This is a genomic window from Chitinophaga sp. 22308, assembly GCF_052045305.1.
In the GTDB taxonomy this organism is placed as follows: Bacteria; Bacteroidota; Bacteroidia; order Chitinophagales; family Chitinophagaceae; genus Chitinophaga; species Chitinophaga varians_A.
This window is the reverse complement of sequence record NZ_JBQEOP010000004.1, coordinates 262231-278509: the sequence shown is the minus strand read 5'-3', so window position 1 is coordinate 278509 and position 16279 is coordinate 262231. Positions and strand designations below refer to the sequence as shown.

At 48.9% G+C, this 16279-nt stretch carries 13 protein-coding genes; 10 read left to right on the top strand and 3 right to left on the bottom strand.

Annotated features, from left to right (window positions below):
- The first annotated feature begins 43 nt into the window (after positions 1-43).
- The 9 genes from ACTJJS_RS17200 to ACTJJS_RS17160 all read left to right on the top strand — a co-directional run bounded on the left by ACTJJS_RS17200 (position 44) and on the right by ACTJJS_RS17160 (position 12341).
- Entirely contained in the window at positions 44-952 is a 909-nt protein-coding gene (locus ACTJJS_RS17200) for a bestrophin family protein (protein WP_440664595.1), read from the top strand.
- A gap of 122 nt (positions 953-1074) precedes the next feature.
- Positions 1075-2538 (top strand): DUF3375 domain-containing protein, encoded by a 1464-nt coding sequence (locus tag ACTJJS_RS17195; protein WP_440664594.1) that lies wholly within the window; start codon positions 1075-1077, stop codon positions 2536-2538.
- Between the two features lie 8 nt (positions 2539-2546).
- Positions 2547-3143 (top strand): DUF4194 domain-containing protein, encoded by a 597-nt coding sequence (locus ACTJJS_RS17190; protein ID WP_078669261.1) that lies wholly within the window; start codon positions 2547-2549, stop codon positions 3141-3143.
- A complete protein-coding gene (locus ACTJJS_RS17185) occupies positions 3121-6504 on the top strand; it encodes an ATP-binding protein (protein ID WP_440664593.1) in 3384 nt (1127 codons plus the stop codon). Before ACTJJS_RS17190 ends, ACTJJS_RS17185 begins: the two co-directional genes overlap by 23 nt.
- Positions 6505-6701: 197 nt before the next feature.
- On the top strand, positions 6702-8087 hold the full coding sequence (locus ACTJJS_RS17180; protein ID WP_168870461.1) for a cytochrome ubiquinol oxidase subunit I: 1386 nt from the start codon (positions 6702-6704) through the stop codon (positions 8085-8087).
- An 11-nt stretch (positions 8088-8098) separates the two neighbouring features.
- A complete protein-coding gene (gene cydB, locus ACTJJS_RS17175; protein WP_168870462.1) occupies positions 8099-9133 on the top strand; it encodes a cytochrome d ubiquinol oxidase subunit II in 1035 nt (344 codons plus the stop codon).
- Between the two features lie 391 nt (positions 9134-9524).
- Positions 9525-10487 carry a helix-turn-helix transcriptional regulator gene (locus tag ACTJJS_RS17170; RefSeq protein WP_440664592.1) on the top strand — a complete coding sequence of 321 codons (963 nt, stop codon included), beginning with the start codon at positions 9525-9527 and terminating at the stop codon, positions 10485-10487.
- A 125-nt stretch (positions 10488-10612) separates the two neighbouring features.
- Positions 10613-11653, top strand: coding sequence for a DJ-1/PfpI family protein (locus ACTJJS_RS17165; protein WP_440664591.1), 1041 nt, complete (start codon positions 10613-10615; stop codon positions 11651-11653).
- A 4-nt stretch (positions 11654-11657) separates the two neighbouring features.
- The gene (locus tag ACTJJS_RS17160; protein ID WP_343744439.1) at positions 11658-12341 is read left to right on the top strand and encodes a GyrI-like domain-containing protein; all 684 of its coding nucleotides are present in this window, start codon (positions 11658-11660) and stop codon (positions 12339-12341) included.
- Positions 12342-12352: 11 nt separating this feature from the next.
- Here ACTJJS_RS17160 and rnc read toward each other — a convergent pair whose 3' ends face one another.
- The 3 genes from rnc to ACTJJS_RS17145 form a co-directional block, all read right to left on the bottom strand.
- A complete protein-coding gene (rnc, locus tag ACTJJS_RS17155) occupies positions 12353-13021 on the bottom strand; it encodes a ribonuclease III (RefSeq protein WP_247654855.1) in 669 nt (222 codons plus the stop codon).
- Positions 13022-13082: 61 nt separating this feature from the next.
- Complete coding sequence (gene fabF, locus ACTJJS_RS17150; protein WP_440664590.1) at positions 13083-14336, bottom strand: beta-ketoacyl-ACP synthase II; 1254 nt, start codon at positions 14334-14336, stop codon at positions 13083-13085.
- A 23-nt stretch (positions 14337-14359) separates the two neighbouring features.
- Positions 14360-14596 carry an acyl carrier protein gene (locus ACTJJS_RS17145; protein ID WP_012788038.1) on the bottom strand — a complete coding sequence of 79 codons (237 nt, stop codon included), beginning with the start codon at positions 14594-14596 and terminating at the stop codon, positions 14360-14362.
- A 565-nt stretch (positions 14597-15161) separates the two neighbouring features.
- On the opposite strand from ACTJJS_RS17145, the gene ACTJJS_RS17140 reads away from it, so the two are divergent.
- Entirely contained in the window at positions 15162-16247 is a 1086-nt protein-coding gene (locus ACTJJS_RS17140) for an efflux RND transporter periplasmic adaptor subunit (RefSeq protein ID WP_440664589.1), read from the top strand.
- Positions 16248-16279 lie beyond the last annotated feature (32 nt).

The window sequence follows — 16279 nt, the reverse complement described above, 5'->3', positions numbered from 1 at the left end:
AAACCGCTTTAAATATCAAAATACCAAAATATCAAAATGACATATGCTGCTGAAACACCGACTCTCGCTCGCCCAGATCTTTACCTTCACCTGGAAGGTAGACCTGATGTTGCTGCTCTGCTGTACCCTTGTATATTTTGTTGATAAATACTGGCTGTCCGCCCATATAGCCATCCCCGTGGCCGTATCTGCCGTACTGGGTACCGCCATCGCCTTTTTTATCGGCTTTAATAACAATCAGGCTTATGACCGCTGGTGGGAGGCCCGCATGATCTGGGGGGCGCTCGTCAACGACTCCCGTTCCTGGGCCAGAAGCCTGCTCCACTACACGCAGACCGACGGTGACCAGGAGAAACAGACCTTCGTCCGCCATATGATCTACCGCCACCTCTCATTTGTATATGCCCTGAAAACCAACCTCCGGAAACTCCCCGACGACTACTACACCCGATACCTCACCAAAGAAGAAATCGACTACGTCCAGCAACATCAAAATATTCCCAACGCCCTGCTCAACCTCCAGTCGGCCGACCTGCAGCAGCTGCGCCAGTCCGGCGTGGTAGACGGTTTCGCCTTCCTGGAACTTAACCAGATGCTGGTCAATCACTGTGATCAAATGGGCAAGTCAGAACGCATCAAAAACACCGTCTTCCCGCCCAGCTACGTCTATTTCACCCGGCTGTTCATCTGGTTCTATGTGATCATGAACACCCTGATGATGACCGAGTCGATCGGCGCCTGGGCCATCCTCTTCGGATGGGTGTTTGGCTTCGTTTTTCACGTCACCCATCTCAACGGCATCACCCTCATGAACCCGTTCGAGTACCATCCCCTGGGCATTCCACTGGACAGCATCTCCCGCACCATCGAAATAAACCTCATTGAACTGATGGGAGAAGAGCCCGTACCACAGCCGGTAAAGCCCAAGTTTGACGGGCTATATATTATGTAAAAATTACAAATTACGAATTACGAATTGCGAATTTAGGGTCCTTATGGGGCTAAATTTCTAAAAAATGGCCAATAATCAGTCCCCAATTCGTAATTCGTAATTCGTAATTCGTAATTTTACGCATGACTTATGATCAATTATGTAATCTATATGCCCAGTCGATCACACTAAAGATACTCCGGGCACGTAGCGCGCCAATGATGTTGTCATTTTTTCACCAAACATTCAAGGAGAAAAACCATACCACCGTTCCCAATGTGGAACTGGTCACCCGTTTGTCTGATTACCTGGTAGCCACCGGCTACCGCGCCACAGACGACGAAATAGACGCCTCCGCCCTGCTCGACAATGAAGATGAAAGAGCCAGGAAATATGTGGAACAATGGAGCAATAAGGGCTTCCTCCGGAAGTATCCCGACGACGACGGCAACGATATCCATGAGCTCAGCAGCGACATGGAAAAAGTGATGCACTGGGTGTCTACACTCCAGAAAAGAGAATTTGTGGGCACAGAAAGCCGCTTTAAAGACATCTTTTCCAAACTGAAGGAACTGGTGGACCAAAGCAACAAAGATCCCAAACAACGTATACAGGAACTGGAAAAAAAGAAATTCGAGATAGAACAGGAGATCAAAAGCATCACCATCTCCGGAAGAGTACAGGTCTTCGACGACACCCAGATCAAAGAAAGGTGCTACGATGTAAACCGCATGTCCAGAGAGCTCCTCAGCGACTTCAAGGAAGTGGAGCATAACTTTGAACAGATCACCCAGGAGATATACCGCAAACAAAGTGAGCGCGATATCGCCAAAGGCGCCCTCCTGGCTTATACCCTCGACTCTTTCGAAGCCCTCCGCCAGAAAGACCAGGGCAAAAGCTTCTACTCGTTCTGGCAGTTCCTCATGGACGAATCCAAACAGACAGAAATGCAGCAGCTGATAGAAAAACTCTACAGTCTGCTCGAAGAACGGAACATCGAATACAAAAACGACCGCTTCCTCAAAAAGCTGAAACAGTTCCTCCATGCCTCCGGCAAAAAAGTGATCGACGCCAACAAAAAACTGAGCGATAAACTCAGCCGCGTACTCAGTGAGAAAAACCTCACCGATCACCGCAAAGCCATGGAGCTCATCAACGATATACGCCAGCTGGCCTTCCAGACACTGGACAATATACCCGGCGAAGAATTTTATATCGATATAGAAAGCGACCCGGACATAGATATGCTGGACCGCTGGGAGATGGCAGAAGACAAAAAAACACACCCCGACGTGGAATTCCCCGAAGGCATCGGTGGCAACGACTTCTCCGACTCCGATATGGACGCGCTGTTCAATCACTTCAATATTGATCGCACCCTCCTGGAGGACCGCATCAACACCCAATTACAAAACAAAAAACAGATCAGTTTGAAGGAACTGGTAGATATCTATGGCACAGAAAAAGGGCTGACAGAGCTCATCACCTATTTCTCCATCGCCAGCCAGTCATCCAGCCACATCATACTGGAAACGCCTGATCCGGTATCCCTGGGCAACCGCGTCATCAACATGCCGATGGTGCTGTTTACAAACTCTCAAAACTAACATGAAACATGGCCGATAACAATATTTCTCCCTTTGCGCACGTGTTCCTGAAACTCATGCAGGGCCCCGTGTACGAAGAAGACAAAGCATACTGGAAAGACCTGCTGGGCTGGCAAACAGAACTCAGCAAATACCTGAACCAGGTAGGACTGCAACTGATCATCAACGAAAGCGACGGATTCGCCCGTATCCTGCAACCCGAAGCAGACGATACCTCCGGCGACAAGCCCCTGCCACGCCTGATGCGTAAAACCAGGCTCACCTACGAAGCCACCCTGCTCTGCATCGTGCTCCGCGAAGCCCTCGATGAATTTGACATCAAAGGCAACGGTACCAGGCTGTTCATGACACAAAAGGAAATCAAGGAAAGGCTCGCCCTCTTCTTCAAAGAGCGGAACAACAAATCCAAACTGCTCAAAGACCTGAACAAACCCATCAACAGCCTGCTCAACATCGGTATCCTGAAGGCCACACGCGAAGACGCCGCCAATAAGGAACTGCATCAGTACGAAGTAAAAAGGGTGATCAAAGCACTGGTCAACAACGAAAAACTGGAAGAAATCAAATCAAAACTGAAATTGCATGTCAACCCTGTTCAACAGTGATTCCAAAGAAAGCGGGTTCCGGTTACAATATCTCGAAATATACAACTGGGGCACGTTCCACAATAAAATATACCGCTTAAACACCAGTGGCCAGACATCCCTGCTCACCGGCGCTAACGGTAGCGGTAAAACGACATTGATCGATGCCCTGCTGACACTGCTCGTGCCCGCAGGCAAACGCTTCTATAACCAGTCGTCCGGTACGGACCAACGAAAAGACCGCGGCGAAGAATCCTACTTCTGGGGATACTACGGCAAAACCTTTTCGGAAGACTCGCTGCAATCCAAAACCGAACAGCTCCGCCACAAGGAAAACAACCCGTATTCCGTACTGCTGGCCTATTTCTATAATGCGGCCACCATGCACCAGATCACCCTGGCGCAGGTACGCTGGTATTCCGGGGAACTGAAAAGACAATTCATCGTTTCCCCCCACAAACTCAATATCAACGACCACTTCGGCGCCGGTAAATTCGATATGAAAGGCGACTGGAAAAAGAAACTCCGCCTCGAATATCCCAAAACAGAAATCACCGACAGCTTCAAGGAATACGCTGCCCTCTTCAGCAATATCTTCGGCCTCCGCAGCGAAAAAGCCCTGTCTCTCTTCAACCAGACAGTCGGCATCAAAGTATTGGGCGACCTCAATACCTTCATCCGCAGCCAGATGCTCGAAGAAACCGATGCTGAAGGCGAATTCCTGAAACTGCGCGAAAACTACGACAGCCTCCTGTCCAGCCACCGCGCCATCCAGAAAGATGAAACCCAGCTTAAAATGCTGGAACCCATCATCGCCAATAAAACAGCCTGGCAGGAACTGCAGGACCGCAACCGCGAACTGCAGATGCTGCAGGACATACTGCCAGCCTGGTTCAACAAACAGGAAAAAGACATCCTGGAAAATGAACTGGAAGCGCTGCAGAAAGAACAGCAGAAAACAGCCACCATCCTCAGCAGCATCAACGAACAGCTGCAAACGATGAACCTCCGAAAGGATGAACTGATTGCACAGAAAGCCAATAACAGCGTCGATGAACAACTGCGCTCCATCGAAAAATCCATCCACTACGAACAAAAAGCCCTCGAAGGGAAACGTAACAAGATGGAAGAGTACAACATGCTCGCCGACAGGCTGGAACTGGCCCCCAATCCGGATGAACAGCAGTTCCACGAAAATATCGCCGGCGCGGAAATACTGAAGGCCGCACACGACAAACAGCTGGAAACGCTGCAGGAAGAGATGTTCCACTACAAAAGCAGTCTCACCGCCGAAAGGACACAGGTAACACGGCTGGAAGAGGAAATCGATTCCTTCCTCAACCGTAAAAACAATATCCCCTACGAGCTGGTGCGCATCCGTCAACAGCTGGCAGACATGCTCGATGTACAGGAAGACGACCTGCCTTTTGTAGGTGAACTGATACGCGTAAAAGACAGCGAAAGCCGCTGGGAAAGCGCCATCGAAAAAGTGCTCCACAACTTCGGCCTGCGCCTGCTTGTGCCGGAAGAGTACATCATGGACATCAACAAATACATCAACTCCAACAATCTGCAAACACGCCTCGTCTACCACAAAGTGGAAGATGAAAACTATACCATGCTCAGGATGCCTACCGAAAAGGAAAGCCTCCTGCAAAAGATAGAAATCAAACCCGGCACCATCTTCAAAGAATGGCTGCAAAACCAGCTGCTCGACCAGTTTGATTATACCTGCACCGATGATATGGCCGTGTTCAACAAGTCACGCAAAGCCGTTACCTCCAACGGACTAACGCGGCAGGCTACACGCCACGAAAAAGATGACCGCCCCAACCGCTCACAACAGAACAACTACGTGCTCGGCTGGAACAACAAAAACAAACTGCGGCTGCTCAAAGCGGAACAGGACGAATGCAACAGCAATATTGAAACCCTGCAGCACAGCATTTCACAGCTGGAAAACAGCCGCAAGGCCATCACCACCGCCAACACCCTGCTGAACGCTTTCCTCTCGCTCCGCAACTACAGCGAGATCAACTGGCAAACACATGCCGGCGTCATCGAATCCTTCGCCAGGGAAAAAGCACAACTGCTGAAAACCAGCGATAAATACCAGGTGATCTGCGATCAGCTCGACGAAGCCATCGCCCAGATACAAGACAAAGAAAAAGAGAAAGAAAGGGCCTTGCAGGAAAAAGGCCGTATCGATGATAAAGCCGCCGATAAATTGCGTCATTTCAATCAGCTGAAAGTAAATCCGCTGGACGATATCTCGCTGCAATACGTGCTGGAATACCTCTCCGACCTGTCGCTCACCGAACCGGCCGAAACCACCGCGGAACTGGCATCTTACCGCAAACGGGCCGACGACAACCTGAAAGCCACCCTGCACGATGCCATGCGCCAGCTGGCCGAAAAAGAAAGCGAAATCACCCGGCAGCTGTCAGCCTTCGTGATGCCTTCCAAAGCCATCCACGACGCCTATCCGGAATGGCTCGGCGACGTCAGCGACCTGCAGCCGCATGTCCGGTACCTCGACGAATTCACCTCGCTATACGAAAACATCAAATACCAGCGCCTCATCGAGCATAAGGAACGTTTCCGTAAATATATGGACACCAGTATGCTCAATGCCATCACCAACTACCGGGCATGGATATACGGCCAGGAAGACCTGATCCGCGAAGTAATGGACGATCTCAACGAACCGCTCCGTAACATCACCTTCAACAAAAACCCGGACACCTACCTCCAGCTGGAATGCCGCCACGTTAAAGACGTGGAGATACGCAACTTCAAAGAGAAACTGAGCGGCGCCGTACCAGACTCCATGAAATACCACCTGGAAAAAGATGAAGCATATGGCGAACAGCTCTTTGAAAACATCAAAGTGCTGATCACCGAGCTGCAGCAAAATGAAGCATGGCGCCGTAAGGTAACCGACGTGCGTAACTGGCTCGACTTCGGGGCTAAAGAATACTATATCTCCGATAACAAAGCCTTTAAATACTACGAAGATACCGCCAGCCTTTCCGGTGGTGAAAAAGCACAGTTCACCTACACCATCCTGGGCGCCGCCATCGCTTACCAGTTCGGCATCAATGAAGCCAACCGCCAGCACCGCAGCCTGCGCTTCATCACAGTGGATGAGGCCTTCAGCAAACTGGACCCTGAGAAAAGCCACTACCTGATGGAATATTGCGGCCAGCTCAACCTCCAACTGCTGGTGGTGACACCACTGGACAAACTCAATATCGCTGAACCGTACATTCACGCCTGTCACTTTGTGTCCAACAAAAACAAACGCGACTCCGTGGTGTATAACTTCACCATGGAAGAATACCGGGAAAGGAAAAAAGAATTTGAAACCATGGAAGCCTGATTTCCTGCCAAATATCATTCAACATACAAAGCGTGAAGGTCAACAGCAGTTACCTTCACGCTTTATTTTTTTGCGTAAGCATTCCCCCGATAATACTGGTTTACCTCCCCAAAATATTATATATTTATACATACATGATAAACATCAGGTTGACAGATTGGAGCAGCTACTAACTTTGTGACCATAATCCGAGAATTATGCCTTCTGTTGAAATACTATCCAGGATACAGTTTGCCTTTACCATTGCCTTCCACTACATCTATCCTCCGCTGAGTATCGGACTGGGGTTATGTTTGGTGATTATGGAAGGGTTGTACCTGAAAACAGGCAAGCTGCTGTACAAAGAAATCACGAAGTTTTGGATCAAGATCTTCGCATTGATATTTGGTATCGGAGTAGCCACCGGTATCGTCATGGAGTTTGAGTTCGGCACCAACTGGGCCACCTATTCCCATTATGTAGGCGATATCTTTGGCAGTGCGCTGGCAGCAGAAGGCATATTCGCCTTTGCCATGGAATCTGCTTTTCTCGGCGTATTACTGTTTGGATGGGACCGGGTACACAAAGCCGTGCATTATTTTTCCACGATCATGGTAGCCGTAGGCTCGGCCCTGTCTGCCTTATGGATAGTGATTGCCAATTCCTGGCAGCAAACGCCGGCCGGTTACCGCATTGAAGGACACGACCTGGGCGCCAGGGCCGTGGTGACTGATTTCTGGGAGATGGTCTACAATCCTTCCAGTATGGACCGTTATGCACATGTGATCATCGGTTCTTTTCTTGCAGGCGCTTTCCTCGTCATGAGCGTAGGCGCATGGTATATCCTGAAAAAACGTTTCGTGGAACATGCGCAGGCCATGTTTAAAGTAGGGCTGTCCGTAGCCGTAATTGCCGCACTGGCACAGCTTTTCACCGGCCACCGTTCTGCCCACTACGTCAGCAAATACCAGCCGGCCAAACTGGCCGCCATGGAAGGACATTATGATAGTCTTGCTGTGGCTGACATGTATATCATCGGCTGGGTCAATAATAAAGAAGAAAAAACCACCGGCATTAAAATCCCCGGGGGCTTGTCTTTCCTGACACATGGCAGCTTCAGCGCGCCCGTGGAAGGCCTGCACGCCACTCCTCCACAGGACAGGCCACGCGCGGTCAACTTCGTTTTCCAGACCTATCACATGATGATCTCTATCGGCGTGGCCCTGATTGGCCTTTCCCTGCTGGCGCTGATATTACTGTGGAGAAAGAAACTGTTTCAGCAGCGCTGGCTGATGATCATATTCGCCTGGGCCGTATTACTGCCACAGATCGCCAACCAGGTAGGCTGGTATGCGGCAGAAGTAGGCCGGCAACCCTGGGTGGTATACAAACTGTTACGCACTTCCGACGCGCTGTCCAGAAAAGTAACGGCCGACCAGGTGATGTTTTCTCTGATATTGTTTACGCTGGTATATATGTTGCTGTTTGTGCTGTTCCTTTATCTGCTGAACCGTAAAATACAGCATGGACCGGACGTAGCGGGCAGCAAGAGCGATGACCATGACCAGTACTATCCCAATAATTTGGCAAATCTTCCTTCTTAAAATACAGTTGCATGGAAACAATACTCGGACTGGACCTTCCCACCTGGTGGTTTTTAGTGATCGGCGGACTGATCACCGGTTACGGCGTGCTCGATGGGTTTGACCTCGGAGCAGGCTCATTACACCTGTTTTTTAATAAAGAAGAAAGCCGGCGCCTGGTGCTCAACGCTATCGGACCTGTATGGGACGGTAATGAAGTGTGGCTGGTAATAGCTGGTGGCGCGCTGTTTGCCGGGTTCCCGCTGGTATACGGCGTTATATTTTCCACCTTCTACATTCCCTTTATGTTATTTTTGGTGGCGCTTATTTTCAGGGCGATCTCCATTGAATTCCGCAGCAAGGAGCCGTGGCCCTGGTGGCGGAAGATGTGGGACATCTCCTATACCGTTTCCAGCACGGCCATTACGTTGCTGCTGGGACTGGTGCTGGGCAATCTTATCCACGGATTACCGATTAATAAAGAACATGAATTTACCGGTAACCTGTGGACCTTTTTTAATCCCTATGCCATCCTGATAGCCTTCACCACTTTGTCGCTGTTTATGCTGCATGGGGCTATTTATCTGGTGATGAAGACTGAAAACCGCCTCTATGCCAAGCTGACGATCATGGTGAATAATTGCAGTAAATTTTTCATTCTGTGCTTCATTCTAACGTCGATGGCTACACTGATATACATTCCGCATATGACGCACCAGTTTAAAAATCATCCGGAACTGTTTATCCTTCCTATGGTAGCGGTGTTTATCCTGTTGAACATCAAACGGAACATCGACGCCAGGAAATACTTTACCGCCTTTTTCTATTCCTGTATCATCACTTCCTGCCTGCTGATTTTATTTGCGGTAGGGCTGTACCCTAATATCGTATTGTCTACTACTGATCCGGCCTATAGTATCAGTATTTATCAGGCCGCCTCCTCCAACAAGTCACTGAAGATCATGTTACTGATTGCTGCCGTTGGCACACCGCTGGTAATCGCCTACAGTACTTTCGTTTTCTGGACTTTCCGGGGCAAGGTGAAGCTCACTGATATGAGCTATTAACAATCCTGATGACTGCAAGGGCTTCAAGCCTAAAAGTCACACGTTAATACTCGATACTCGCTATAAACAACAGAAATGACATTTCCTGTAAGCGGGGAACCTAAAATTAGAGGAGAACTTATTGTAACCCAGGGCTTCAGCCCTGGGGGAAAAAACAGGCCCCCGCAAGAAATTGCAGGGGCTTACCATTTAACCTATATTCTGTACTGTAGCATCGTGTTTGTGTATCTCTGAAATTTCTATACCTCTCGAAATCAACCACTTAATTATTTTTCAGAGATTTGTTACGTATTAAAGACAGTTTAATCTTCCCAAAGTTTAATGGGAAGACAAAAAAAAATGAAAAATAATTTCAGGCACCCGAAATTAGAGGTCTCAACCTGGCAATTTCATGAACCGTATCGACAGGCTAACTGCCATTCTGATTCAACTACAAGGCAAAAAAATAGTAAAAGCCGCCGAAATATCCGAGCGGTTCAATATCAGTCTGCGTACTGTATACCGTGATGTAAAGGCTTTACAGGAGGCAGGCGTGCCTATTGGGGCAGAAGCAGGCACCGGCTATTATATTGTGGACGGTTACCACCTGCCCCCGGTGATGTTCTCCAAAGAAGAGGCTGGCGCCCTGCTGACAGGGGAGAAGCTCATGGAGCAGTTTGGCGACCACTCCAGCCGGAAACAATTCGGCTTTGCCATGGAAAAAATCCGGTCGGTGCTGCGCGGCTCAGAAAAAGACTTCCTGGAATCACTCGATGAGAACATCGTGGTACAGCGGAACTACGGCCCTGTGGAAGAGGATAATTTCCCTAACCGGTTCCTCTCTGACCTGCAACATGCGCTGGGGCACCAGCAGGTGGTCAATATGGAGTACTTTTCCTTCCAGGAAGAAGTAGCCACCCGGCGGGAGGCAGAGCCCATCGGGATCTTTCATGACGGCAGCAACTGGCACCTGATTGCCTGGTGCCGGCTTCGGCAGGGTTACCGCGATTTCCGGGTAGACCGTATCCGTAAGCTCAGTCTCACTTCTTCCTATTATAAAAAAGACAAACGTATATCCCTGCAGGAATACCTGGAACAACGCCGCAGCGCCGCCCCGGAGAAAACGTTGCTGGTAAAAATAGCCGTGGACAAAGAGCTGCGGCGCTACATGCGTAACCAGCTTTATTACTTCGGCCTGATGGACGAAGCTGTAAAAGGAGACAAAATAGAACTGACCTTCCTTACGTCCGGCCTGCATTACCTGGCCCGCTACCTGATCATGTACACCAATGGTGTTAACATCCTGGAGCCTGAAGCCCTCAAAGACACCATGCGTGAGATGATCACCGAACTTAAAGACCACTATCTCATGTGATCATTTAGTCATTTGATCATTTAATAAAATAAGAAAATGGTCAAATAGCTAAATAAATAAATTTCTCCTGACATAGGGTTGTCACACCCCCATCGTTGCTTTGTATTGTAATTAAAAGATACAATATGAAAACGCAACGCAACTGCTACGTGTATGTCTACAATGGCTATTCTGACTGGGAACCCGCACTGGCCATTTTTGGGCTGAACAATTTTACTGACATACGGGTGGTGCCGTTTTCGCTGGACGGCCAGCCTGTCACTTCCGGCGGCAATGTACGCGTGCAGCCGCAACAAAGCCTGGAACAGGCCATGGCAGCAGACATCGATCTGTTAATCATCCCCGGGGGCACTACCATCGCCAGCGGCAACGAACACCGTGCATTGCTGCCCCTGCTCCTTAAACAACTGGAAAGCGGCCGCCTGCTGGCCGCCATCTGCGACGCTACAGCCTTCCTTGCCAACCAGGGCCTGCTGGACCATGTGGCCCATACCGGCAACGACGCCCAGGTGCTGCAAATGATGGCCCCCGCCTATAAAGGCGTAGCTCACTATATCAACAAACCGGCTGTCACAAGCGGCAACCTGATCACCGCCGCCGGTACCGCCATGGTGCCTTTTACCAAAGAAATCTATGCCGCGCTCGGCATACTTGACAAACAGGAACTGGCTTTCTGGTTCGGCTTCTTCGATGCCGCCAACTCAGCGCCCAAATTCAGCCATGTGGCCCCGCAGCCTTTCTTCTACCGCAGCTACAAAGTAAATATGGAAGGCATGCTGCCACTGGTGCGGACTGCCACACGGGAGATGTACCAACAGGCCATCGCTGCTGACCTGGAAGTCTCCGGTCCGGTACAATGGCATTATCATCAGTTTGATGGCAACCCTCAAACAGTCTTCCGCCTGGATATCGGTCTTCCGGTGACTGCCACCGCCCCGGTACCGGCGCCTTATCAATGTGAAACCCTACCAGCCTTTGACTGCATCAGCACCACCCATGAAGGCGGTTGGGACAAACTGGGAGATACTTACGGGCAACTGATAAGTGTCCTGCAGGTACTGGGCATCCCGATGAGCGGCTACAACCGGGAGCAGTATTTCCAATACGATTTCAATCAACCGGATGAAAACATTACCAATGTTCAGATCGGTATTATAAAACCTTGATATCATGAAATACAGGGATGCCCTTTGGTGGGCACTGTTATTACTTATAGGATTTAAAATTGATGCTACACTCAATCTAACGCAAATGGACAAACTGGATCTTACTAAAGCTTTTAAGAGCTACTACACGGCCACTACCGCTCCGCAGCTGGCTGTTATTGAAAAAGGACTGTTCCTGACCATCAATGGCAAGGGCGATCCCAACGGAGACGTTTACGCTGAAAATCTCGGCGCACTCTATGCCGTGGCCTATGGTATCAAATTCCTGTGCAAAAAGGCAGACAAGGATTTCACGGTGAGCAAGCTGGAAGGCTTCTGGTGGGTGGAAGACACCTCCGTAGAGCCGTTACAGGTACCCCGCAGCGAATGGTACTATGAACTGGCTATTCGTATGCCCGACTATGTTACCCGGCAGCAATTATCCGCGTCCGTACTGTCTGCCGAAAAAAAGAAGCAGTCCCAGTTGTTCAGAAATGTAGACCTTAAAACGAAAGAAGAAGGGAAATGTGTGCAGCTGATGCATATCGGTCCGTTCAGTGAAGAACCGGCGTCATTGCAGAAGATGGAGGAATTCATGCACCAGCATGGATTACAGATGAATGGCAGACATCATGAAATATACCTGTCTGATTACAGGAAAACAGCACCGGAGAAGTTAAAGACCATATTGCGGCATCCGGTAAAATAAGTGAAAGAGGATCAATCTGAGAGTCCCAGTTGCTGAATAGCCTGCTGGGCAGCAATCTGGCTGGCGTCTTTTTTATTGAAGGCTTTACCGGTGCAAATCAACTCACCGTCTACTACAGCGCCTACGGTAAAAATGCGCCGGCCATTGTCCATTTGTTCATCGAGCAGTTCAAACTCGAGGACTTTGCCGTTTTTATTGGCCCAGCCGTACAATTTGTTTTTGTGGTTCATTTCCACGCTTTCCAGCAGGTCCATATCGATGTATGGCATCAGGATGCGCTTGTGTACAAACTGCTGGGTTTTATTATAGCCACGGTCCAGGTATACCGCGCCCACCAGTGCTTCGAGGGTATTCCCGAAGATCTGGCTGATCTTCAGGAAGCTGTTGTATTTATCGTAGATAGTGAGTTTGCGCAGCCCCATTTTGATAGCGATATCGTTCAGTTGCTGGCGGTTAACGATTTTGGAGCGCATCTCGGTGAGATAACCTTCTGTTTTGTAAGGATATTTTTTAAAGAGATAGTCGCCCACGATAGCTCCCAGGATGGCATCGCCAAGGTATTCCAGCCGTTCGTTGCTTTCGAGGAACTTCTCTTTGCTCGAGCGGTGGCTAAGGGCTATCTCATACAGGGCAAAGTTACCTGGCGGGAAACCCAACAGGCTGGTGAGCTCTTTGTACAAGTGCCGCTTCTTGGATACGAGTCGATATAAAAATCCTGGCAGTAATTTCACACAATCAAGATCAAGGAACAAATTTTTTGAAAATCACAGAGGCATTATGTCCTCCAAAACCAAAGGTATTGGATAATGCAGCTCTTACTTCTCTATGTTGTGCGGTGTTAAAGGTAAAATTTAATTTCGGGTCTAGCTGAGGGTCGTCGGTAAAATGGTTAATCGTGGGTGGTACGATGCCATCGATGATAGACATGATGCTGGCGATGGATTCAATAGCGCCGGCAGCACCAAGCAGGTGACCAGTCATGGATTTGGTGGAGCTGATGTTGAGGGCATAAGCATGTTCACCGAATACCTTCTGGATAGCCTTTACTTCTGCAATGTCACCAAGTGGAGTGGAAGTACCGTGTACATTGATATAATCAATATCACTCGCCTGTAAACCGGAATCAGCCAATGCCTGCCGCATCACGTTCATTGCGCCCAGTCCTTCCGGATGAGGGGCCGTAATATGATGTGCGTCCGCAGTGGCGCCTCCGCCGGCCAGCTCTGCATAAATTTTTGCACCTCTTTCCAACGCATGGTCCAATGATTCCAGTACCAGCGCACCAGCACCTTCTCCCATCACAAAACCATCACGGTCGAGGTCGAAAGGCCGGGAAGCCGTTTTAGGATCATCGTTTCTTTCTGATAAAGCCTTCATGGCGTTAAAACCGCCCACACAAGGCTCGTTGATCACATTCTCTGAACCGCCGGTAACAACGAGGTCCGTTTTACCGTAACGGATACTGTACATCGCCTCAATAATAGCATTGGTGGCAGATGCACAAGCGGATACAACAGAGAAATTAGGCCCCCTGAAGCCGTGGCGGATAGAAATAGAACCAGCAGCAATGTCAAGGATAAGCCTGGTGATCAGGAACGGGCTGAAACGGGGAGTCCCGTCTCCGGTATGAAATTCTTTAAGCTCATGGCTGAAGTTGATCATCCCACCAACACCGGTACCCCATATCACACCGGCACGATCCAGATTGATCTTGTCTTTGTTGATATTGGCGTCCTGTATAGCCTGATCTGCGGATATCACCGCTGTCTGTGTAAAGGGGTCCATCTTACGGGCCTCCTTTTTATCCAGGTAATTGGTAGGGTCGAAATTCTTCAGTTCACAAGCAAAACGGGTTTTGAACTTGGAAGCGTCAAATTGACGGATGTAATCCGCGCCGGATACACCGTTCGTCAATCCGTGCCAGAAATCAGCTACGGAATTGCCGAGCGGTGTAAGAGCGCCTAAACCTGTAACGACAACTCGTCTTGGTTGCATTAAAACAATTCTGATTAGTAGGATTATTTTACATGTTCTTCCAGGTAAGCAACTGCCTGGCCAACAGTAGTAATAGTTTCAGCTTGTTCGTCAGGAATGGAGATGTTGAATTCTTTTTCGAATTCCATAATCAGTTCTACCGTATCCAAAGAGTCAGCGCCTAAGTCGTTGGTGAAGGAGGCTTCAGGAGTTACCTCGGCTTCGTCAACGCCCAATTTGTCAATGATGATCTTTTTAACTCTTGATGCAATGTCTGACATAATTTTAAGTGTTTTTGGTTTAAAACTTGACTGCAAAAATATAATTTTTATTGAATTGCCAACAGATAGCCCGAATTTTAACCCCCTGCCCATTAGTGCAATCCCACCAAACCCAATACAGTAAACATATTTTGCACTTTGTTAATAAAAGATTTTCTCTCATACCCCCCCTCTTTCAGCCATTTATTCCCCTTTTCTACCCATTTATATACCCATTCGGGTATATCCTCATCTCTCCGAAAAAATATATATGACCCTATCATAAAATAGTCAAATAAAGAAATACCCTCGCAGTCTACCCATTTTAATCTCCATTTAACCTGCTTTTTCACCACTTATCTAACGCCTTAACGCTAATTAACAGTCCCCGGGTGCATTCACAATCCCCATTTATTAAATTTGTCCGGCTTATGAGAAGCCGCAATTATTGGGTTATTGGATTATTGGATCATTCAGCTGTTCAGACAATACTTAAACAGCCGCATTTTTAACGCTATAAGACAGCCCAACAGGCTCCTTCCGGTCATTTATCACTTAAAAGCGAATCGCAAAAAGGCTCATTAACATGCCCAACACCAAAAAAACAGTCCGCTCCATTATTATATTGGTAGCTGTCGGTATCGTGCTCTTCCTGGTCTACAAAAAAATAGCCGGCAAAAAAGAAGCGGCCGCCGCCTCTAATGGAGCCGCCGCTAAAGGCGCCAACACCAGACAGCTCCTTACGGATGCCTGGATTGTGAAAACTTCGACCCTCGATCAGGCCATTGAAGCAAGCGGAACGCTCCAGAGCAACGAGGAAGTGGAAGTGAAACCGGAAATCAACGGCCGTATCACACACCTTTACTTTAAAGAAGGTACCAACGTAAAAAAAGGAGACCTCCTCGTAAAACTCTACGATGAAGACCTCCGCGCTCAACTGCAAAAACTGAAATTACAACAGCAGCTGGCCAAAACAACACTCGAACGCCAGGAAAACCTGCTCAAAATAAACGGCATCAGCCGCCAGGACGTAGACGTGACCCGCAACCAGGTCAGCGCCTATGGTGCAGATATGGACTATACCCAGACCCAGCTGCAGAAAACCGAACTCCGCGCACCGTTCAGCGGTAAGCTGGGCCTCCGCAACGTCAGCGAAGGCGCTATCGTGTCCTCCGCCACCGTGATCACCACCCTGCAACAGATAGACCCGCTTAAAATGGACTTCGCAGTGGCCGAGAAATACCGCAACGTCATCAAAAACGGAGACCAGGTGAACTTCCTCGTAGCCGGCGACAACAACGAATACAAAGGCAGCATCTATGCCATCGATCCGAAAATTGACCTTACTACCCGTACGGTTAAACTCCGGGCCATCGTTCCCAACAATCATGGCTCCCTCTTCCCTGGCTCTTTCGCAAAAGTGAAAATCACCCTGCGGAACCTGCCGGAAGCCCTGATGATACCTTCCCAGGCCGTCATCCCCGGTACCCGTGACAAAAAGGTAATTGTGGCCGACAGCGGCAAAGCCAAATTTGTAGTCGTGGAAACAGGCATCCGTACAGAAAGCAACGTGCAGATCACCAGCGGCCTGAAAGCCGGAGATACCGTGATCACTACGGGTATCCTGCAACTGAAACCAGGCATGCCGCTGAAGTTCAATAAAATTCAATAATGGGAATTACAAATTACGAATTACGAATTACG